Below are 22,190 nucleotides of genomic sequence, written 5' to 3'. Positions count from 1 at the left end.
GTTCATCCGGGGCTGATCCGGCGACAGGTCTAGGCGGGGGCGCTGTGAATACGTCCCTGTACGCTACTTTTTCCATCCCTGGAAAAAGACCCCCGCTGCGACCTGTCCCCGGCGCCCCTCGCCAAGCACCATTGCGATTACCCTGGGAAGGCGAGGCCACCGCTTGCGACGCTATGGGGGCACGACTAGAATGGTCAGATTCCCGGCCGTCCTAGCATAAAAACACCGGCTCTTATAACTTTTTTATCAACTATCCACAGTGGCCGAACGACCCCGGCCAGAGGAAGGGAGAGCGGCATGACATTCGTCGTCACCGAGAACTGCATCAAGTGCAAGTACACCGACTGTGTCGAGGTCTGCCCGGTGGACTGCTTCTACGAGGGCCCCAACTTTCTGGTGATTCACCCGGACGAGTGCATCGACTGCGCGCTGTGCGAGCCGGAGTGCCCGGCCGAGGCGATCTTCTCGGAAGACGAGCTACCGGAAGGGCAGGAGGAGTTCATCGCCATCAACGCCGAGCTGGCCGAGGTGTGGCCCAATATCGCCGAAAAGAAGGATCCGCTGCCCGACGCCGAAGAGTGGGACGGCAAGCCCGGCAAGCTCGAGCACCTGGAGCGCTGAGCTCTCGCGCCCAGTTCCCGGACAGGCAAAAGCGCCGATGCTCCACGAAGCATCGGCGCTCTTTCGATAGGGCGGCGCATAAAAAAGGCGACCCTAAGGTCGCCCGCTCCCAGCCGTTCCATGGACGGTTCCCTCCGTCCGAACTCCTGTGGTGACATCCCTGCCCGGAGGCGACGTCCTGTCACACCGAGCGCACCACGCAAAAGCATCCCGTTGCTTTTTTGCATCCTGCCGGAAAGCGTTACCGCTCTCCCTTGTCCCGAAGTCATTGTGGCATTTCTGCACTGCAACGCAAGTCGACCTCGAGTCGCGCCAGCGCCCGGCACCGGCACGCACCCCACGCTAAAAAACCATATAAAACAATAGGATAAAAAAAGCCGACGCCCCTGGCGCCGGCTATCCTGCCCGAATTCAAGCGGCTAACGTCGCCGCTTTGTAGGCAATTTCCTACAAACCGAATCGGCGATATCGTCGCCTCACTTCACTGCCCCTTGATCGCCGCGCGGCCGGGGTAGGCGGCCACCTCGCCCAGCTGCTGCTCGATCACCAGCAGGCGGTTGTACTTGGCCACACGGTCGGAGCGGCACAGCGAACCGGTCTTGATCTGACCCGCGGAGGTGCCCACCGCAAGATCGGCGATGGTGGTGTCCTCGGTCTCGCCGCTGCGGTGGGAGATCACCGCGGTGAAACCGGCGTCCTGCGCCATCTTGATGGCGTCCAGGGTCTCGGAGAGCGACCCGATCTGGTTGAACTTGATCAGGATGGAGTTGCCGATCTGCTCGTCGATGCCGCGCTTGAGGATCTTGGTATTGGTGACGAACAGGTCATCGCCGACCAGCTGCACCTTGTCGCCGAGCTTGTCGGTCAACGCCTTCCAGCCGGCCCAGTCGGACTCGTCCAGGCCATCCTCGATGGAGACGATGGGGTACTGATCGCACAGCTCGGCCAGGTAGTCCACGAAGCCGGCCGCATCGAAGGTCTTGTTTTCCCCCGACAGGGAGTACTGGCCGTCCTGGTAGAACTCAGAGGCGGCGCAGTCCAACGCCAGGGTGATGTCCTTGCCCAGCTGATAGCCGGCGTCTTCCACCGCCTGCTGGATCACGGCGAGCGCCTCGGCGTTGGACGCCAGGTTGGGGGCGAAGCCGCCCTCATCACCCACCGCCGTGGACAACCCCTTGGCCGACAGCACCTTCTTCAGGGCGTGGAAGATCTCGGCCCCGACGCGCAGCGCCTCGCGGAAGTTTTCCGCGCCTACCGGCTGGATCATGAACTCCTGGATGTCGACGTTGTTGTCGGCATGCTCGCCGCCGTTGAGGATGTTCATCATCGGCACCGGCATACGGTACTGGCCCGGCTGGCCGTAAAGCTCGGCGATATGGGCGTAGAGCGGCATGCCCTTGGCATTGGCGGCGGCCTTGGCGGCGGCCAGCGACACGGCGAGGATGGCGTTGGCGCCGAGCTTGGCCTTGTTGTCGGTGCCGTCGAGCTCGAGCATGGCCGCATCCAGGCCACGCTGATCCCTCGCATCCATGCCCACCAGGCGCTCGCGGATCGCCCCGTTAACGGCCTCCACCGCCTTCAGCACGCCCTTGCCGAGATAGCGGGCCTTGTCGCCGTCGCGCAGCTCCAGGGCCTCGCGAGAGCCGGTGGAGGCGCCGCTGGGGGCGCAGGCCACGCCCACGGCCCCGCTCTCCAGGCGTACCTCGGCCTGAACGGTGGGGTTACCGCGGGAGTCGAGCACCTCGAGGGCGTGGATTTCGACAATCTTGGTCATGGTGTGTCGTCCTTTTTTATGGGTCAGCGTTGAGTGAGTCGGTGGGGGGCTCAGGCGACGGTCAGGGGCGGGAAGCCCTTGACCAGCTCATCGATCGCCTTGAGCTGGGCCAGGAAGGGCTCGAGCTGGGCCAGCGGCAGCGCGCAGGGACCGTCGCACTTGGCATTATCGGGGTCCGGATGGGCCTCCAGGAAGAGCCCGGCGAGGCCCACGGCGACCCCGGCCCGGGCCAGCTCGGCCACCTGGGCACGCCGGCCGTCGGCGCTGTCGGCCCGCCCGCCGGGGCGCTGCAGGGCATGGGTGACATCGAAGAAGACCGGACAGCCGGTCTGCTTCATCTCACCGAAGCCGAGCATATCGACCACCAGGTTGTTGTAGCCGAAGCTGGAGCCGCGCTCGCAGAGGATCAGCCGGTCGTTGCCGGCCTCCTCGCACTTGCGGATGATGTGCCGCATCTCCTGGGGCGCCAGGAACTGCGGTTTCTTGATATTGATGACCGCCCCGGTCTCGGCCATGGCCACCACCAGGTCGGTCTGGCGCGCCAGGAAGGCGGGCAGCTGGATGATGTCGGCCACCTCGGCCACCGGCGCGGCCTGCCAGGGCTCGTGCACGTCGGTGATGATCGGCACGCCAAAGCGCTCCTTCACCTCGGCCAGTATCGCCAGCCCCTTCTCGAGGCCAGGGCCGCGGAAGGAGTGGATGGAGCTGCGGTTGGCCTTGTCGAAGCTGGCCTTGAAGACGTAGGGCATGCCGAGCCGCCCGGTGACGTCCACGTAGGTCTCGGCGACCTCAAGGGCCAGCTCCCGGGACTCAAGGACATTCATGCCGCCGAACAGCATCAGCGGCAGCGCATTGCCGGCGGTGAGGCCGGCAATGCGCACATGACGCTCCGGCTCGCTGCGCTGGGGGTCTGCCATGTTTACGCTCCTTTGCCCTGGGGTCGGGCTGTGATGGGGCGGCCTGGGCCCCTCACCCCTGGGGCTGGGCCTGGGCCTGCTGACGGGCGCGCAGGTTCTTGTGATCGAGCGCCGCGTTGACGAAGCCGGTGAACAGCGGGTGGCCGTCCCGGGGCGTGGAGGTGAACTCCGGGTGGAACTGGCAGGCCAGGTACCAGGGATGGTCGGGCAGCTCGACCATCTCCACCAGGGAGTTATCGATGCTCTTGCCGGAAACCACCAGGCCGGCCTGCTCCAGCGCCTCCACGAACTGGTTGTTGACTTCATAGCGGTGGCGGTGGCGCTCGACGATCTCGTCGCTGCCGTAGGCCTCGCGGGCCTTGCTGCCGGCCTTGAGCTGGCACACCTGGCCGCCCAGGCGCATGGTGCCGCCGAGGTCCGAGGCCTCGTCGCGCAGCTCGATCTTGCCCTCGGGGGTGAGCCATTCGGTGATCAGGCCCACCACCGGGTGCTGGGTCTCGTGGGTGAACTCGGTGGAGTCGGCGTCTTCCCAGCCGGCCACGTTGCGGGCGAACTCGATCACCGCCACCTGCATGCCCAGGCAGATGCCCAGGTAGGGGATGCCGTTCTCGCGGGCGAAGCGGGCCGTGGCGATCTTGCCCTCCACGCCGCGCTCGCCGAAGCCGCCGGGCACCAGGATGGCGTCCTTGCCGGCCAGGCGCTCGGTGCCGTGGCGCTCGATGTCCTCGGAGTCGATGTAGTCGACGTTGACCTTGACCCGGGTCTGGATGCCGGCGTGAATCAGCGCTTCGTTGAGCGACTTATAGGCGTCGAGCAGCTCCATGTACTTGCCGACCATGGCGATGTTGATCGACTTCAGCGGGTTGAGCTTGGCGTCGAGCACATGGATCCACTCGGCCAGGTCGGCCTCGCTGGCCTCCAAGCGCAGCTTGTCGCAGACGATCTCGTCGAGGCCGTGCTCGTGGAGCATCAGCGGGATACGATAGATGGTGTCGGCGTCCTGAAGCGGCACCACGGCGCGCTCCTCGACGTTGGTGAACAGCGCGATCTTGCGCCGCTCGCTCTCTTCGAGCTCCACCTCGCTGCGACAGATCAGGATATCGGGCTGGATACCGATGGAGCGCAGCTCCTTGACGCTGTGCTGGGTCGGCTTGGTCTTGGTCTCCCCGGCGGTCTTGATATAGGGCACCAGGGTCAGGTGCATAAAGATCGCCCGATTGGCGCCCAGCTCGCTTCGGATCTGGCGGATCGACTCCAGGAAGGGCAGCGACTCGATGTCGCCCACGGTGCCGCCGATCTCCACCAGGGCCACGTCGAAGCCCTCGCCGCCGGCATAGACCCGGCGCTTGATCTCGTCGGTGATGTGCGGGATCACCTGCACGGTGCCACCCAGGTAGTCGCCGCGGCGCTCGCGGCGCAGCACGTGCTCGTAGACCCGGCCGGTGGTGAAGTTGTTGCCCTGGGTCATCTTGGTGCGAATGAAACGCTCATAGTGGCCCAGGTCGAGGTCGGTTTCGGCGCCATCTTCGGTGACGAACACCTCGCCGTGCTGGAAGGGGCTCATGGTGCCCGGATCCACGTTGATGTACGGGTCGAGCTTGAGCATGGTGACCTTGAGGCCGCGCGCCTCGAGAATCGCCGCCAGCGAGGCCGACGCGATGCCCTTGCCGAGAGAGGACACAACGCCGCCGGTCACGAAGATATATCGTGTCATGGAGAACCTGTCGAAACGTGATCATGAGGCTTGGCAGAAAGCCGCGCCAGGATGGGACGACAGACTAGCAGAATACGACCTTTGGCTCAATTTCAGGACCGAGGATCGAGGATCGAGGATCGAGGATCGAGGATCGAGGATCGAGGATCGAGGATCGAGGATCGAGCAAAATGATAGCGGCTTTACGGCCATCGCAAGCGGCGCCGGGGACAGGTCGCAGCGGGGGTCCGATTCCAGGGAAGGAATCGGTAGCGTACAGGGACGTATTCACAGCGCCCCCGCCTAGACCTGTCGCCGGGAAAGCCGCGGGTTAAAGCCACCGGAACCAGCTGCTTCAACCCGCAGGGGCCTCAGACCTTCAGGTAATCCAGAATCCCCTCGCCGGCCTGGCGGCCCTCATAGATAGCGGTGACCACCAGATCGGAGCCGCGCACCATATCGCCGCCGGCGAAGATCTTCTCATGGGTGGTCTGGAAGGGGTAGGCGCCCTGCTCCGGCGCCAGCACCCGGCCACGCTCGTCCATGTCGATGCCCACGTGCTCGAACCAGGGCGCGGGGCTGGGCTGGAAGCCAAAGGCAATGACCACCGCATCCGCCGGCAGGATCTCCTCGGAGCCCGGTACCACCTCGGGACGCTGGCGACCGTTCTCGTCGGGCTCGCCGAGCCGCGTCCTCACCACCTTGACGCCCTCGACGCGCTCGTCGCCGACCACCGCCACCGGCTGGCGGTTGAAGAGGAACTCCACGCCCTCCTCCCGGGCGTTGGCCACTTCGCGCTTGGAGCCCGGCATATTCTCCTCGTCGCGGCGGTAGGCGCAGGTGACGCTGGAGGCCGCCTGGCGAATGGCGGTGCGGTTGCAGTCCATGGCGGTATCGCCACCGCCGAGCACCACCACCCGCTGCCCCTCCAGGGAGACATAGTCGGCCGGGTCCTTCTCGAAGCCCAGACAGTGGTTGACGTTGGCGATCAGGTAGTCGAGGGCCTTGTGCACCCCGGGCAGATCCTCCCCGGGGAAGCCCCCCTCCATGTACTTGTAGGTGCCCATGCCCAGGAAGACGGCGTCGTACTGGCTCAGAAGCTTGTCGAACTCGACCTCCTTGCCCACCTCGACGCCCAGGCGGAACTCCACGCCCATCTCCTCGAACACCGCCCGACGGCGCTCCATCACCGTCTTCTCGAGCTTGAACTCGGGAATGCCGAAGGTCAGCAGGCCGCCGATCTCGGGGTACTTGTCATACACCACGGGCTTGACGCCGTTACGCACCAGGATATCGGCGCAGCCCAGCCCCGCCGGGCCGGCCCCGATGATGGCCACCTTCTTGTCGGTCCAGGTCACCTGGGACATGTCCGGGCGCCAGCCCATGGCGAAGGCCGTATCGGTGATGTACTTCTCCACCGAGCCGATGGTGACGGCCCCGAAGCCATCGTTGAGGGTGCAGTCCCCCTCGCAGAGGCGATCCTGGGGGCAGACCCGGCCGCACACCTCGGGCAGGGTGTTGGTGCGGTGCGACAGCTCGGCCGCCTCGAGGATATTGCCCTCGGCGACCAGCTGTAGCCAGTTGGGGATATAATTGTGGACCGGGCACTTCCACTCGCAGTAGGGGTTGCCGCAGTGCAGGCAGCGGTGCGCCTGGCTGGCCGCATCCTGAGGCTTGTACGGCTCGTAGATCTCGGCGAACTCCCGCGAACGGGTGCGGGCGTCCTTCTTCTGCGGGTCCTGGCGACCCACGTCGATAAACTGGAAATCGTTGTTCAAACGGTTGGCCATGTCTGTTGCTCCTCTCTGCGGGCGGGCTCGGAACGCCGACACTCCAGGCGTTCCGGCCGATACCGCTTCATTCATTCCGGCTGACGCCGCCTCACACGGGCGGACGCTGCCTCATTCATTCCGGCTGGCGCCGCCTCAATTCACTCCGGCTGACGCCGGGATTGGGCCAGCAGGCTGTTGAGGCTTGCCGCCTTGGGCTTGACCAGCCAGAAGTGGCGAACGAATTCACTGAAGTCGTCGAGGATGTCGAGCCCCCGGCGCGAGCCGGTCTCGGCCACGAACTCCTCGATGATTTCCCGCAGATAGCGCCGGTAGGCCTCCATGGCCTCGGTATTGACCCGATGGATTTCCACCAGCTCATGGTTGTAGCGGTCGACGAAGGAGCGATCCTCGTCGAGCACATAGGCGAAGCCACCGGTCATGCCGGCGCCGAAGTTGACGCCGGTTCTGCCCAGCACACAGACCAGGCCGCCGGTCATGTACTCGCAGCAGTGGTCGCCGGCGCCTTCGATCACCGCGTGCGCCCCGGAGTTGCGGACCCCGAAGCGCTCCCCGGCGGTCCCGGCGGCGAACAGTTGGCCGCCGGTGGCGCCATACAGGCAGGTATTGCCGACGATCGCCGTCTTGTGGCTCTCGAAGCGACTGCCCTTGGGCGGAGTGATCACCACCTTGCCGCCGTTCATGCCCTTGCCCACGTAGTCGTTGGCATCCCCTTCCAGGTAGAGGTTGAGCCCGCGGGCGTTCCACACCCCGAAGCTCTGCCCGGCCACGCCGGTGAAGCGCAGCGTGATCGGGGCGTCCTCGAGGCCCGACTCGCCGTAGCGCTTGGCCACCGCGCCGGAGGAGAGCGCCGGCACCGAGCGGTCGCAGTTGGTGATGGTGAAGGCAAACTCGCCGCCCGACTTGGCCTCGATGGCCTCGTCCAGCGCCGCCAGCACCTCCTGATTCTTGGCGCCCGGATCGTGGGGCACGTTACGGCTGACCTGGCAGAACTGCGGCGCATCCGCCGGGACGAAGTCGTTGCCAAGCAGCCCCGAGAGGTCGAGCTTGCGCTGGGCAGGGGTCTGGCCCTCCAGCACCTCAAGCAGGTCGGTGCGGCCGATCAGGTCGGTGAGCTGGCGCACGCCCAGCATGGCCATCAGTTCGCGCACCTCCTCGGCGATGAAGCGGAAGTAGTGCTTGACCATGTCCACGGTGCCGCGGAAGTGCTCGTCGCGCAGGTACTGGTGCTGAGTGGCCACGCCGGTGGCGCAGTTGTTGAGGTGACAGATGCGCAGGTACTTGCAGCCCAGCGCCACCATCGGCGCGGTGCCGAAGCCGAAGCTCTCGGCACCCAGTATCGCCGCCTTGACCACGTCGAGGCCGGTCTTCAGGCCGCCGTCGGTCTGCAGGCGAATCTTGTCGCGCAGCCCGTTGATGCGCAGCGCCTGATGTACCTCGGGCAGGCCCAGCTCCCAGGGGCTGCCGGCATGCTTGATGGAGGTCAACGGGCTGGCCGCGGTGCCGCCGTCATAGCCGGAGACGGTGATCAGGTCGGCATAGGCCTTGGCCACCCCGGTGGCGATGGTGCCGATCCCGGGCTCGGAGACCAGCTTCACCGACACCTGGGCGTCGGGGTTGACCTGCTTCAAGTCGAAGATCAGCTGCGCCAGGTCCTCGATGGAGTAGATGTCGTGGTGCGGCGGCGGCGAGATCAGCGTCACGCCGGGCACCGAGTAGCGCAGCCGGGCGATCAGCTCGTTGACCTTGCCGCCGGGCAGCTGGCCGCCCTCGCCGGGCTTGGCGCCCTGGGCCACCTTGATCTGCAGCACCTCGGCGTTGACCAAGTAGGCCGGGGTGACGCCGAAGCGTCCCGAGGCGATCTGCTTGATCTTGGAGCTGCGGATGGTGCCGTAGCGGGCCGGGTCCTCGCCGCCTTCGCCGGAGTTGGAGCGCCCACCCGCCTCGTTCATGGCCTGGGCCAGCGCCTCGTGGGCCTCGGGCGAGAGCGCGCCCAGCGACATGCCGGCGCTGTCGAAGCGCGGAATCAGCGACTCGACCGACTCCACCTCCTCCAGGGCCAGCGGTGTCTCGGCAGGCTTGAGGGCCAGCAGGTCGCGCAGGGTCGCCACCGGGCGCTCGTTGACCAGCGCCGCGAATTTCTTCCACTTGGCGTAATCGCCCTCCTGCACCGCCTCCTGCAGCGCCTTGATCACGTCGGGGTTGTAGGCGTGGTACTCGTGATCATGGACATACTTCATCAGGCCGCCCTGACTGATGCCCTTGCGCGGAATCCAGGCGTCACGGGCCAGCAGCTCCTGCTGCAGCTGCAGCTCACTGAAGCCGGTGCCCTCAATGCGCGAGGCCATCCCGGTGAAGCACAGCCCGACCACCTCGCTGGAAAGACCCACCGCCTCGAACAGCTGGGAGCCGCGGTAGGAGGCGAGCGTCGAGATCCCCATCTTGGAGAGGATCTTGAACAGCCCCTTCTGCAGGCCCTTGCGGTAGTTCTCGCGGGCATCCGCCGGGTTGCCGGTGAGCTCGCCGGTGCGGTGCATGTCGGCCATCACCTGATAGGCCAGCCACGGGAAGACCGCGGTGGCCCCCACGCCGAAGAGTACCGCCATCTGGTGGGCATCGCGGGCATAGCCGGTCTCCACCACCAGGTTGGCATGGGGGCGCAGCGCCAGCTTGCCCAGGTGATGGTGCACGGCGCCCACCGCCAGCGCGGCATGAATCGGCAGCTGGTCCTTGTCGAGCTGGGCATCGGAGAGCACCAGGATCACCTTGCCGTCGCGCACCGCCACCTCCGCCTGGCGACAGAGCTCGGCAATCGCCCCCTTGAGGCCCATCTGCTGCGGATCATAGCCCAGGGTCAGGGTATGGCTGGCGAAGGCCGGGTCGTCCTGATCGAGCAGCGCGGCGAACTTGCGCGGCGACAGCACCGGCGTGGTCAGGATGATCCGGTGGGCGTGCTCGGGCGTCGCCTTGAAGACGTTGCGCTCGGCGCCGATGCAGGTCTCCAGCGACATCACGATCGCTTCGCGCAGCGGGTCGATGGCGGGGTTGGTGACCTGGGCGAACTTCTGGCGGAAGTAGTCGGTGAGCAGGCGTTGCTTGCCGGAGAGCACCGCCATGGGGGTGTCGTCGCCCATGGAGCCCACCGCCTCCTGGCCGCTCTCGGCCAGCGGCCGCAGCACCTGGTCGCGCTCCTCGAAGCTGACCTGGAACATCTTCTGCCAGGTCTTCACCGCCTCGGCGTCCATGTTCTGGAAACTGGCAAGCTCGGTGAGCGCCGACTCCAGGTAGTGGGCCTCCTCCTTCAGCCAGCGCTTGTAGGGGAAGGCGGACTTGAGGCGGCTGTCGATGTCCTCGGTGTGCAGCACCTCGCCGGTCTGGGTATCCACGGCGAGCACCTGGCCGGGCCCCACGCGCCCCTTGGCCACCACATCCTCGGGGGCGTAGTCGTAGGTGCCGATCTCCGAGGCCAGGGTGATATAGCCGTTCTTGGTGATCACCCAGCGCGCCGGGCGCAGGCCGTTGCGGTCGAGCATGCACAGCGCCTGGCGGCCGTCGGTCATCACCACCCCGGCGGGGCCGTCCCAGGGCTCCATGTGCATGGAGTTGTACTCGTAGAAGGCGCGCAGCTCGCCGTCCATGGTTTCGACGTTCTGCCAGGCCGGCGGCACCATCATGCGCACCGCCCGATGCAACTCCATGCCGCCCATCAGCAGCACCTCGAGCATGTTGTCCATGCTCGAGGAGTCGGAGCCGCTGGTGTTGACGATCTCGGCGAGCTCGGCGATCTCGGGCAGGCGCTCGTTGACGAAGTTTTCCTTGCGCGAATTGGCCCAGCCGCGGTTGGCCTCGATGGTGTTGATCTCGCCGTTATGGGCCAGCAGCCGGAACGGCTGGGCCAGCGGCCAGCGCGGGGCGGTGTTGGTGGAGAAGCGCTGGTGGAAGACGCAGATGGCGGTCTCCAGCCGCTCGTCGCCGAGGTCTTGATAAAACGCCGGCAGGTCCACCGGCATCACCAGCCCCTTGTAGGAGATGACCCGGGAGGAGAGCGAGCTGACGTAGAAGTCCGCCTCGTCACGCAGCATCTGCTCGGCGCGACGGCGCGCCATGAAGAGATCCACGTCGAAACGCTCGGCGTCGCTGCCCTTGCCGGGCTCAACGAACAGGTGGCGGATGCGCGGCAGGCACGCCAGCGCCATGGGGCCGCAGCAGGCGGGATCCACCGGCACGTCGCGCCAGCCGCGAATCACCAGCCCGCAGGCGCGCAGTTCGCCCTCCAGCACGCTGCGCGCCCGAGCCTCGCGGGCATCGTCATCGGGCAGGAAGACCGCCCCCACCGCGAAACGCTCACCCAGCTGGACATCCAGCGCTTCGGCCGCCACCTCGCGCATGAAGGCGTCGGGCAGCTTGAGCAACAGCCCGCAGCCGTCGCCAGTCTTGCCGTCGGCGGCGATGCCGCCACGATGGGTCATGCAGGTGAGGGACTCGATGGCCGTGCGCAGCAGGTCGTGGCTGGCCTGCCCCTCCATGTGGGCGATCAGACCAAACCCGCAGTTGTCACGGAATTCGCCGGGGTGATGAAGGCCTCTAATCATGGGCGTGCCTCTAGAAAGACGATAGACATCACAGCGATGCATTGATATTATAATAGGTTTTTTAAAATTCATGCTTGCCGAATCAGGCCGGCCGCTGTGGCGGACAAAGGAGGCACAGCATAGTCACCCCGGGGCGCTCGACGCAATCGACTACCCCCTCCCCACCTAAAAAAATCTTGCCAAATCCGCCACTTGGCGAAACAGCACGAATAAAAAACACCCCCAAGTCAACAACTTGCAGAGCACATTAACGCTATTCAAACGAAAAGAGGGAGAGGTTAGACTTTAGTCGGAAACGGCGCATTTCCCCCATACCGATACGGCATATGGCATACAGATTTCATCGAGGGACCCGTCCGACACGACGACGCCCGCACGGTGGCGGGCGTCGATAACGAGGGTCGCTGGAGTCGAAGGGCGGAAAAAAGCGCTCAGCGGCGCGGAAAGTCCCTGAGCAGCGCGGAGAGCGTCTCGGCGGGGGTTTCGTCATGCACGCAGGCATCGCCCAGGGCGCGCAGCAGGATCAGCCGCAGGCGGTCGTCGAGGTTCTTCTTGTCCAGGCGCATCAGCGCCAGGAAGTCCTCCTCGCCCATCTCGGCGGGCGCGACCCGCGGCAGGCCCGCAGCCTCGATGAGATCGCGGGTGCGCGCCACCTCGGCCTCGTCGAGCCAGCCCAGACGATGCGACAGCTCGGCGGCCATCAGCATCCCGGCGCCTACCGCCTCGCCGTGCAGCCAAGTGCCGTAGCCCTGATGCGCCTCGATGGCGTGACCGAAAGTATGTCCCAGGTTGAGCAGCGCCCTCACGCCCTGCTCGGTCTCGTCGGCGGCGACGATCTCCGCCTTGAGGGCGCAGCTGCGCTCGATGGCGCGGGTCAAGGCCGCGGTATCCAGATCGCTCAGCGCGGACATCTCGGCCTCGAGCCAGGCGAGGAACTCGGCATCGCGGATCAGGCCGTATTTGATCACCTCGGCGAGCCCCGCGGAGAGCTCGCGGGGCGGCAGGCTGGCCAGGGTATCGGTGTCGATCAGCACCGCCCGGGGCTGCCAGAAGGCGCCGATCATGTTCTTGCCCCGCGGGTGATTGACACCGGTCTTGCCGCCCACCGAGGAGTCGACCTGCGCGAGCAGCGTGGTGGGCACCTGGATGAAGGCCACGCCGCGCTGATAGCAGGCCGCGGCGAACCCCACCATGTCGCCGATCACCCCCCGCCCAGGGCGATCAGCGTGCAGCGACGATTGAAGCCGGCCTCCAGCAGGGCATCCCAGATGCGCGAGACGCTCGCCAGGGTCTTGGTGGCCTCGCCGTCGGGCAGCACCAGCTCATGCACCTCGGCGTCGGCCGGCAGGCCGCGGCGGCACCGCTCGAGATAGCGGGGCGCCACCACCTCGTTGGTGACGATCATCACCTGGCGCCCGGCCAGGTGGGGACGCAGCCACTGGGGGTCGCCAAGCAGCCCCGGGCCGATATGAATGGGATAGCGTCGCTCGCCCAGCTCCACCTGCAGGCAGCGCGGGGCGTTGCGGGAATCATTGAGGGTCATGGCATCAGGCCTTGGCTTGAAGGGGATCGACCAGCCGCTGCACGCGCCGCACGATGTCATTGACCACGGCCCGCGGTCCACGGCGGTCGGTGCGCACCACGATATCGGCGGTGGCGCGGTAGAGGGGATCGCGCAGGGCGAACATCTCGCGCAGCAGCGACTCGCGGTCGCCGCGCTGCAACAGCGGCCGGTTGCGGTCCTTGGCCACGCGCTTGAGCTGCTGCTCCACGGTGGTGAACAGGTAGATGACGGTGCCGCGTTCGCGCAGCCGGCGGCGGTTCGCCTCGCGCAGGACCGAGCCGCCGCCGGTGGCCAGCACCACATGGTCGAGCCTGGTCAGCTCCTCGATCATCTGCTCTTCGCGCTGGCGAAAGCCGGCTTCCCCCTCGACGTCGAAGATCCAGGGAATATCCGCGCCGCAGCGCGCCTGGATCTCGTGGTCGCTGTCGTAGAAGTCGCGTGACAGCTCGGCCGCCAGGAGGCGGCCGATGGTGCTCTTGCCGGCCCCCATGGGGCCGACCAGTATCAGGTTGGGCAGGTCCTGCATCAGCGAATCGCCATGCCGTCGTCGAGTATACGCGGAGTGATGAACACCAGCAGCTCCACTTTCTGGTTGCTCTGCTCATTGTATCGGAAGAGCCGGCCGAGCACCGGCAGATCGCCGAGAAAGGGCGTCTTGACGATGCGGCTAAGCTCCTCGGTGGTCAGGATACCACCCAGCACGACGGTTTCACCATTGTCGACCAGCACCTGGGTCTCGATCTGGTTGGTATCGATGACCGGCACCCCGCCGAATACCTCGTCGGCAATGGTGTCGTTGTTGATCACCAGGTCCATGATGATGCGGTTGTCGGGAGTGATCTGCGGCGTTACCTCCAGCGACAGCACCGCCTCCTTGAACTCCACGTTGGTGGCCCCGCTGGCGGTGGCCTCCTGAAAGGGAATCTCCTGCCCCTGCTTGATGACAGCGGGCCGCTGGTTGGCGGTGATCACCCGGGGCTGGGAGATGGTCTGGCTCTTGTTCTCGCTCTCCAGCGCGCGCAGCTCGAGATCGAGCAGGATATCGCCGGCCAGGTAGCCGAAGGTGAAGGCCGAAAGTGGGTCCTCACCGCCCAGATCCACCGCCAGCCCACCCCGGGCGCGATTCAGCCCCTGTGGGTTGATGTCCCGTCGGACAAAGTCGAAGACGTTCTGCTCTTCGGGCAAAGAAGGATTACTGGAAGTTCTTGGACGCCCTCTCTGATCAAAACTCCCCATTAAATCACCATCAATCTCCCGCTCCCTGAATCCCCGGGTTGAAGACGCTCCCCAGTTGACCCCCAGCTCCTGGGTCACGCCGTCCCGGGCGATGACGATCCGCGCCTCGATCTGCACCTGACGCACCGCCACGTCGAGCCGGTCGACGGTGGCCAGAATCTCCTGGATCTGATCGGCGGTGTCCTGGATCAGCAGGGTATTGGTGCGCTGGTCCACGGCCACCCGACCGCGCTCGGAGAGCAGCCCGAAGCCGTCCTCGCCGCGCAGCAGCCGGGCCAGGTCCTCGGCGCGAGCGTAGCGCACCTGCAGATACTCCGAGGTCAGCGGCGCCAGGGTTTCCATCTGGGTGCGCGCCTCGAGCTCCTGCTGCTCGATGCGGGCCAGCTCGCTGGCCGGGGCCACCACGATGACATTGCCCTCCTGGCGGCTGGCCAGGCCGTGGCTCTTGAGCACCAGGTCCAGCGCCTGGTCCCAGGGCACGTCCTGGAGGTTGAGCGTCACCCGGCCGGTGACGCTGTCGCTGGCCACCAGATTGAGCCCGGTGAAGTCGGCGATGATCGCCAGCACCGAGCGCACTTCGATATCCTGGAAGTTGAGGGTGATGCGATCGCCGGTATAGGGAAACTGCTCGCGTACCCGCCGCTCGCGCTCCGCCTGGGTCACCGGCTGCGCCTCGATGGCCAGCTGCCGGCCGCTCTGGGTGGAGACCATGGCGTAGTCGCCGCTGCCTTCGATCTCGAGGGTGAGGCCGTCGCGACCGGGGCGCGGCGTGATGCGTCGCAGCGGCGTGCCGAAGTCGCTGACATCGAGGACCTGGTTGAAGGCCTCGGGCAGCTCGACGTCGCGCAGCTCGGCAACGATGCGGTTGCCGCTCGCCTCGCGGACCCGGGCATCCACGCCGGCACGGTCGAAGGTGACGATCAGCCGCCCGGCGCCCCCCTCGCCGCGGCGAAAATCGATATCCTCGAGGGTCGGCAGGCGGCTTGCAGCCGCCGGGCGAGACTCGGGCTCGGTCGCCGTGGCCGGCCGTGCCGCGGCCGGCTGGGCCGCCACGCTGCCACCGATGGCCAGGCGTAGGCGGTCGCCCTGCTCGGTGGTGCTGTAAGGCAGGGGCTCCTCGAGGTTGAAGACCAGACGGGTACGCGCTCCCGCCTCCAGGGCGGTCACCTGCTCCACGCCTCCGACCCCTAGGTCGATGCGCCGCTGATCGAGCCGGTTGCCGGTCTCCATCAGGTCGATGGTCAGGCGCGCCGGATCATCGAGGCGATAGCCCCGCACCTCGGGCACGCCGCCGCGGAAGGTCAGGTCGACCTGCACCTCTCCCCCAGGCCCCTGGCGGAAGTCCAGGTCGGTCAGCGTCGAAGCCGCCAGCGCGGCTGTGGACGCCACCAGCAGGCCAAGCACCAGCGCTGCGCGAATCATCTGTCTCATGATATCCATCCCCTGCCCTGCACCGACGCTCCCCTGGAGGTGGCCGGCATCGGTTATTTACTCGCTGAGTGTCAGGCGTCGGCGCTGCTCGACCCACCCCTCACGCTGCATGACCGTTTCGATCAGCTCCACGGCTGACTGAGAGATGCCGACGATGCGGCCGTGATTCTCGCCCAGATGGTTGCCGACCTGCAGCCGGTGCACCTGCCCGTCCGGCGCGCGCACCAGCGCCGAGGGCTGCCCCCCCACGGTGAGGATACCGACAAGCTCCAGCTCACCGAGCGAGAACCGCTCCAGCGGCTCCCGGGGGCGATCCGGATCGGGGGCCAGCTCGCGGCTGAACGCCTGAGGGCGCCGCTCATCGGCCTGCTGACGAGGCTCGAAGGGGCTGCGACTGTCGGCCTCGCGGTACGGCGTGGCCCGGTAGTCAGGCACCTCGGGCAGCGCCAGACGGGGGGCCGCGCCGGGGTCGACGCGAATCGCCGCCAGCTCCCGATCCAGTTCGTCCAGCTGCGGGTCGGCACAGCCTGCCAGGGCCAACAGGCCGACGACGACGAGGCCCGACCAGGGGCGATGCGTGGTGATCATGGCGCCACCTCCGCGTCGTCATCTCGATAGCTGTAGGTGCGGGCCAGCATCGACAGCCTGAGCTCCTCGCCGTCTTCCACGGGCGACAGGGTCAGGTCGTGCTGGGTGATGATACGCGGCAGGGCGGCAATGCCGGCCAGGAAGGTGGCGATGCGGTGATAGTCGCCGCGCACCTGGATGTCGAAGGGGCGCTCAACGTAGAAGTCGCGCTCAACCGGCGTGCGCAGGCGAATGAAATCGATGGAGAGCTGGCTGTCGAGGGCCAGGTCGCTGACGCTGTCGAGCAGCGAGGGGATCTCGGCGCCTGAGGGCAGCATGGCCATGAGTGCCTCCATGCGCGCCTCCAGCACCTCCATCTGTTCGACCATCTCGGGCAGCCTGGCCGCCTGGGCCGCCCGCAGGCGGTAGTCGCGCAGCAGCTGCTGCTCCTCGCTGCGGGCCTGCTCCAGCTCGGCCTGCTGAGGCGTGGCAAAGTACCAGTGAATGCCGGCGAAGGTCAGGCCGAACACCAGCGCGCAGCAGAAGACCTGCAGCGACCAGGGCCAGCCGCCCGATTCCTTGATATCCAGCTCCCGCCAGTCGAGTTCACGTAGGCGGCGCATTTCGGCGCTGAGACTCATGACCCCTCCTGTGCCGTATCCCCGGGAGGCGGGTCAGCCTCTTCCGCGTCGCCTGCGATGTCGGGCGACAGCTGCATGACGCTGAGGCTGAAGCGCCGGCGCGCGCCCTCGTCCGTTTCGACCTCCGAGAGCACCGGCTCGGCCAGCGACGGCGCCGCCGCCAGGGCACGCAGCTGATCGGAGACCCGGCGATTGCTCTGGGCCAGACCGCTGAGCCGCAGGCGGTCGTCCTGACGGCTCAACTGCGTATAGTGCACGCCATCCACCAGGCTGGTGGTCAGATCCCGCAGCACCTGAACGGTTTGCGAGCGCCCCTGCTGCAGCTCGCTGAACACCTCGACCTGGCCAATCATCCGCTCGCGGATCGCCTCGTACTCGCCGATCGACTGGATATCCCGATCGAGCTGCTGCATCTGCTCGCGGATATGCGCGTTGCGCTGCTGCTGCGCATCGCGCCTGTCCTGATAGTGATAGGTCGCGCCCATCCCGACCGCGATCCCCAATACCGCCATGAGCCCGATGGCGAGCTGGAAGCGGCGACTGCGGCGCGCACGCTGCTGCTCCCGCCAGGGCAGGAGATTGATCTCAATACTCATTTTCCCGCCCTCATGGCCAGACCGCATGCCGTGAGCATGGCCGGCGCATCGCCGGCCAGGGTCTGGACATCGATGCGGGTATTGATCTTCATGCGCAGGAACGGATTGGCAATCGCCACTTCCATGCCGGTCTCCTGAGCCAGCCGGTCGGCTAGACCGGGAATCACGCTAGACCCACCAGCCAGGATCATGCGCCGCACCTCGTGCTTGCGCCCGGCGGTGTAGTAAAGCTGCAGGGAGCGGCCGATCTGCTGCACCAGGGTGTCCAGGAAGGGGGCCAGCACGCTGGTTTGGTAGTCCGCCGGCAGCCCCCCCCGTTTCTTGGCCAGGCCCGCCTCCTCCAGCGTCAGGCCATAGCGGACCCGGATCTCCTCGGTCAGCTGGCGCCCACCGAACACCGTGTCGCGGCTGTAGGTGATGCGACCACCGCGTATCACATGAAAGGCGTTCATGGTGGCACCGATGTCCACCAGCGCCACGCACTCCTCTTCGCCCCCACCCGGCGGCAGCTGATGACGCAGCTCGCCGAAGGCACGCTCCATGGCGAAGGTCTCCACATCCACCGCCGCCGAGGTCAGGCCGGCCTGCAGCAGCGCATCGGTAAGCTGGTTGACATCCTGCTGGCGACAGGCGACCAACAGCACGTCCTGCTGGTCGCCGTAGCGGGCGTTTAGCCCCAGGCGCTGAAAATCGAAGGCGACTTCACTGAACGGAAAAGGAATATGCTTGTCCGACTCGAGTTGGATACGTGCCTCGATCTCATCATCGTTGAGCGAGGCGGGCAGGGTCAGGGTCTTGGTGATGGCCGCGCTGGCCGGCACCGCCACCACCGCCTGTCGCGTGGAGGGCCGAGCGCTCTCCACCGCGCGTTGGAGGGCGTCGGCGACTTCGCCCATGTCGCGAATGCGCCGCTCGACCACGGCGCCTTCGCGCAGGGGCCTGACCGCATAGCTTTCGATCTGATGGTGGGAGCCCGCCCGCCTGAGCTCGATCAATTTCACGGTTGCCGATGTGATATCGACGCCAATCAGTCCCTTGCCGGAGGCCCTGAGTCGCATCTATCCATGCCCCTGCCTTGATTCACTGCGGTAACCCGCTTGTTGTGGTTGCGCCGCACATCCAACTCAGTCGAATGTCTCAGCGAAATCATACCCTGCAATGTGAGGTCGAGGTTACATGATATTGCCACCAAGCACATAAAGTTGGACAGTGCGCCTCCTCAACGCTGGTGACCCATCGCCCGGCTTCCTATAATAGCCAGCGCCAGTGAAGGCTCCTCCATCGCCGCCGCCCTCCCTGTTTTCACGACGGACACCGACATTACATGAAGTGGATCAAAACCCTGATTTTTTCGGTCTTCTGGCTGCTGGTATCGCTGTTCACGGTATCGCTGCTGGGCGTGGCCGGTGCCGCGCTCTACTTTACACCGGGGCTGCCCGATGTCCGCCAGCTTCAGGACTTCGAGCTGCACACCCCGCTGCGCATCTTTACCCGCGACGGTAAGCTGATCGGTGAGTTCGGCGAGGAGCGGCGGATGGCCGTGGACTTCGACGAGATTCCCGAGGAGTTCATCCAGGCCCTGCTGGCCGCCGAGGATGCCGCCTTCTTCGACCACCGCGGCGTCGACCCCCGCGGCCTGGCGCGCGCCGGCCTGGAGCTGGTCTCCAGCGGCGGTGACATTCAGTCCGGGGGCTCCACCATCACCATGCAGGTGGCGCGCAACTATCTGCTGACCCTGGATCGCACCTTCACGCGCAAAATCCGCGAGATCCTGCTGGCGCTGCAGATGGAGCGCATCCTCACCAAGGAGGAGATCTTCGAGCTCTACGTCAACAAGATCTTCCTCGGCCACCGCGCCTACGGCATTGCGGCAGCGGCGGAGGTCTACTACGACAAGCCGCTGAACGAACTGAGCCTGGCCCAGACGGCCATGATCGCCGGCCTGCCCAAGGCGCCCTCGTCGTTCAACCCGCTGGCCAACCCCGAGCGCTCGCTGATCCGCCGCAACTGGATCCTCTATCGCATGCGTCAGCTGGGCAACATTGACCAGGCCACCTACGAAGCGGCGGTACAGGAGCCGATCACCGCCCGTCGCCACATCACCCAGGCGGAAGTCGATGCCGACTATGTGGCCGAGATGGCACGCCAGTACGCGGTGGAGCGCTTTGGCGATGACGCCTACACCGGCGGCTACCGGATCCACACCACCCTGGATAGCGAACTGCAGCCCCATGCCCGCAACGCCCTGGCCAACGGGCTGATCGACTACGACACTCGCCACGGCTGGCGCGGACCGGAGCAGCGCGACATTCCCCCCGGCCTCGCCGAGGCCCAGGCGCGCACCGAGCGTCGCGGCCTGGAGGAGGAGCTCGACGAATCCCCCGAGATCCTGCAGACCGCCCAGCGGGCGGCACAGCGCAGCCAGACCGAGGTCGAGGGCGTCGAGGGCGACGTCAGCAACTGGCTGGGGGTGCTGGAGCGCACCTCGGGCTTCGGCCCGCTGCAGCCGGCCATCGTGGTCGAGAGCGAAGGCCGCGAGATGCGCGTGATGACCCGCGGCGGCGAGCTGCATACGCTGGCCTGGGACGGCCTTTCCTGGGCCCGCGAGTACCGCAGCCCGCGCGCCCGCGGGCCCGAACCGAGCTCTGCCGCCGAGATCGCCAGCGCCGGCGACCTGGTGCGCATCCTGCAGCGAGAGGACGGCAGCTGGCGGCTCTCTCAGCGCCCCGACGCCGAGGGCTCGGTGGTGGTGATGGAGCCCGACACCGGTGCCATTCTCGCCCTGCAAGGCGGCTTCAGCTTCAACGCCAGCAAGTTCAACCGCGCCGTCCAGGCCCAGCGCCAGTCGGGCTCCATCTTCAAGCCCTTCATCTTCCTGGCCGCCCTGGACAGCGGCATGATGACCGCCTCCAGTGTGGTCAACGATGCGCCGGTGGTGGTCCAGGACGGCAGCAACGAGCTGTGGCGTCCGGTCAACGCCAGCCGCGACTTCCTGGGCCCGACCCGGCTGCGCGTGGCGCTGGCCCGCTCACGCAACCTGGTGACAATTCGCGTGCTGCAGACCCTGGGGCTCGATGCCACCCTCGACTATCTCGAGGGCTTCGGCTTTGCCCCCGGCCGCCTGCCCCGCGGACTGTCGCTGGCCCTGGGCAGCGCCGACCTGACCCCGCTGGAGATGACCAACGCCTACGCGGTGCTGGCCAACGGCGGCTACCAGGTCACCCCCTGGTTCATCGAGCGCGTCACCCGCGGCAGCGACGACCAGGTCATCGAGGAGGCTCGTCCTACCATCGTGTGCCGGGAGTGCAGCGACGGGCAGACCGAGGTGGAGATCGACGGCAAGCGCTATGGTGTCGCCCCGCGAGTGGCCGATCCCACCGCCACCTACATCCTCTCCGACATGCTGCGCGACGTGATCGAAAGCGGTACCGGCCGAGCCGCCCTGGCGCTGAACCGCAGCGACGTGGTCGGCAAGACAGGCACCACCAACAACCAGCGTGACGGCTGGTTCGCCGGCTATAACAGTGAGCTGGTGACCACGGTCTGGGTGGGCAAGGACGACAACACGACTATTGCCGAGTATGGCGGCAACGCCGCACTGCCGATCTGGATCGATTTCATGCAGCACGCCCTGGAGGGGCGCCCGGAAGCCAAGCTCGAGGAGCCGAACCTGCTGGTCCGCGCCCGAGTCGACAGCCGAACCGGCCGACGCCTGGCCGATGGCCAGTCCGGCGGGATCAGCGAGCTGTTCCACCCCGACTTCCTGCCGGACCAGGAGTCGCGGCGCATCGAGGAAGAGGTCGAGCGGCGCAGCGGCGCCCAGGGCACCGGCTCCTACGAAGCGATCTTCTAGCCGTAGCGAGGGCGGCACGGACGCCGCCCCGACCCGCTGGACCGTCGTCAGCGCCGCACTCGCGGCGCCCTCCACCGACAACCTCCCGGTGTCTGTTTATGCCCCGCCGCCCTGCATCGCCATGGTTCGCCATTGCCCTGCTGGCGCTGCCGGCCAGCGCCTTGGCCGGCCCCTTCTACGCGCCCCCGCCGCCGGCCGAGGATGCGCCCACCTTCAGCGGTGAAGCTGAGCTGGGCTACACGCATCTCTCGGGCAACACCGACAGCCAGACGCTGATCGGCAAGAGCCGCCTGACCTGGCTGACCGGCGACTGGACCCACAGCCTGCGCGGGGAGGTGCGCAACGTTACCCGCAACGGTAACACCAGCGCCGAACAGTACCTGCTGGCTGGCCGCGAGCGCTACGATATCGAGGGGCCCCACTACCTGTTCGGTTTCGCTCGCTGGGAAAAGGACCGCTTCAGCGGCTACGATCAGCAGACTACCGCGATCGCCGGCTATGGACGCCAGGTCCTCGATACCCCACGCCACCGCCTCTCCCTGGAAGCCGGCCCCGGATATCGTCACGACCGCATCGAGGAAGAGGAGAGCGAGGGCCTCAGCGTGGCCTACAGCGCCCTGGACTACCGCTGGAGCTTCTCTGGCAACGCCAGCCTGCGCCAGGAAGTCTCGGTGGAGGGCACCAGCGACAACACCACCTCCCGCTCGCTGACCGCGCTCACTGCCCAGCTCAACTCGCGCCTCTCCCTGCGCCTCTCCCACGAGGTCAAGCGCAACTCCCAGCCGCCGCAGGGCGCCGAGTCGCGCACCGACCGCACCGTCAGCGCCGCACTTCTCTTCAGCTGGTAGCCCCATAACGCACGACGCCGACCCCACAGGGAGCCGGCGTCGCACAGCCACGGGACGGCAGCGTCGA

The 22,190-nt window shown here is 66.6% G+C and carries 14 protein-coding genes and 1 pseudogene; 3 read left to right on the top strand and 12 right to left on the bottom strand.

Annotated elements, in window-relative coordinates:
* Positions 1–297: 297 nt before the first annotated feature.
* Positions 298–621, top strand: a complete 324-nt coding sequence (gene fdxA, locus ACZIYR_RS02670) for a ferredoxin FdxA (RefSeq protein ID WP_473032290.1) — start codon at positions 298–300, stop codon at positions 619–621.
* 481 nt (positions 622–1,102) lie between these two features.
* On the opposite strand, the gene eno is transcribed toward fdxA, so the two are convergent.
* The 12 genes and pseudogenes from eno to pilM all read right to left on the bottom strand — a co-directional run bounded on the left by eno (position 1,103) and on the right by pilM (position 18,480).
* A complete protein-coding gene (gene eno, locus ACZIYR_RS02665; protein ID WP_483528115.1) occupies positions 1,103–2,395 on the bottom strand; it encodes a phosphopyruvate hydratase in 1,293 nt (430 codons plus the stop codon).
* A 50-nt stretch (positions 2,396–2,445) separates the two neighbouring features.
* A complete protein-coding gene (gene kdsA / locus ACZIYR_RS02660) occupies positions 2,446–3,312 on the bottom strand; it encodes a 3-deoxy-8-phosphooctulonate synthase (RefSeq protein WP_473032289.1) in 867 nt (288 codons plus the stop codon).
* Between the two features lie 52 nt (positions 3,313–3,364).
* Positions 3,365–5,026, bottom strand: coding sequence for a CTP synthase (locus ACZIYR_RS02655; RefSeq protein ID WP_473032288.1), 1,662 nt, complete (start codon positions 5,024–5,026; stop codon positions 3,365–3,367).
* 350 nt (positions 5,027–5,376) lie between these two features.
* On the bottom strand, positions 5,377–6,795 hold the full coding sequence (locus ACZIYR_RS02650) for an FAD-dependent oxidoreductase (protein WP_483528114.1): 1,419 nt from the start codon (positions 6,793–6,795) through the stop codon (positions 5,377–5,379).
* Positions 6,796–6,935: 140 nt separating this feature from the next.
* Positions 6,936–11,387, bottom strand: a complete 4,452-nt coding sequence (gene gltB / locus ACZIYR_RS02645) for a glutamate synthase large subunit (protein ID WP_483528113.1) — start codon at positions 11,385–11,387, stop codon at positions 6,936–6,938.
* A 431-nt stretch (positions 11,388–11,818) separates the two neighbouring features.
* Positions 11,819–12,930: pseudogene (aroB, locus tag ACZIYR_RS02640) on the bottom strand (3-dehydroquinate synthase).
* Positions 12,931–12,934: 4 nt separating this feature from the next.
* Positions 12,935–13,477 carry a shikimate kinase AroK gene (gene aroK, locus ACZIYR_RS02635; RefSeq protein ID WP_483528112.1) on the bottom strand — a complete coding sequence of 181 codons (543 nt, stop codon included), beginning with the start codon at positions 13,475–13,477 and terminating at the stop codon, positions 12,935–12,937.
* Positions 13,477–15,618 (bottom strand): type IV pilus secretin PilQ, encoded by a 2,142-nt coding sequence (locus tag ACZIYR_RS02630; protein ID WP_483528111.1) that lies wholly within the window; start codon positions 15,616–15,618, stop codon positions 13,477–13,479. The genes aroK and ACZIYR_RS02630 overlap by 1 nt, the downstream gene beginning before the upstream one ends.
* Positions 15,619–15,675: 57 nt before the next feature.
* Entirely contained in the window at positions 15,676–16,206 is a 531-nt protein-coding gene (locus tag ACZIYR_RS02625; RefSeq protein WP_483528110.1) for a pilus assembly protein PilP, read from the bottom strand.
* On the bottom strand, positions 16,203–16,826 hold the full coding sequence (locus tag ACZIYR_RS02620) for a type IV pilus inner membrane component PilO (protein WP_483528109.1): 624 nt from the start codon (positions 16,824–16,826) through the stop codon (positions 16,203–16,205). The genes ACZIYR_RS02625 and ACZIYR_RS02620 overlap by 4 nt, the downstream gene beginning before the upstream one ends.
* Positions 16,823–17,422: a PilN domain-containing protein gene (locus ACZIYR_RS02615; protein WP_483528108.1), complete on the bottom strand. Its 600-nt coding sequence runs from the start codon at positions 17,420–17,422 to the stop codon at positions 16,823–16,825. Before ACZIYR_RS02615 ends, ACZIYR_RS02620 begins: the two co-directional genes overlap by 4 nt.
* A complete protein-coding gene (pilM, locus tag ACZIYR_RS02610; RefSeq protein WP_483528107.1) occupies positions 17,419–18,480 on the bottom strand; it encodes a type IV pilus assembly protein PilM in 1,062 nt (353 codons plus the stop codon). The genes ACZIYR_RS02615 and pilM overlap by 4 nt, the downstream gene beginning before the upstream one ends.
* Positions 18,481–18,746: 266 nt before the next feature.
* Here pilM and ACZIYR_RS02605 point away from each other — a divergent pair, with 266 nt between their 5' ends.
* Positions 18,747–21,275, top strand: a complete 2,529-nt coding sequence (locus ACZIYR_RS02605) for a penicillin-binding protein 1A (protein WP_483528106.1) — start codon at positions 18,747–18,749, stop codon at positions 21,273–21,275.
* A gap of 98 nt (positions 21,276–21,373) precedes the next feature.
* On the top strand, positions 21,374–22,123 hold the full coding sequence (locus ACZIYR_RS02600; protein ID WP_483528105.1) for a DUF481 domain-containing protein: 750 nt from the start codon (positions 21,374–21,376) through the stop codon (positions 22,121–22,123).
* Positions 22,124–22,190 lie beyond the last annotated feature (67 nt).

The sequence above is a fragment of the Billgrantia sp. NRB1 genome (assembly GCF_056921725.1).
Note: the sequence above shows the minus strand (reverse complement) of the source record. Positions and strands in the feature narration are given on the sequence as shown.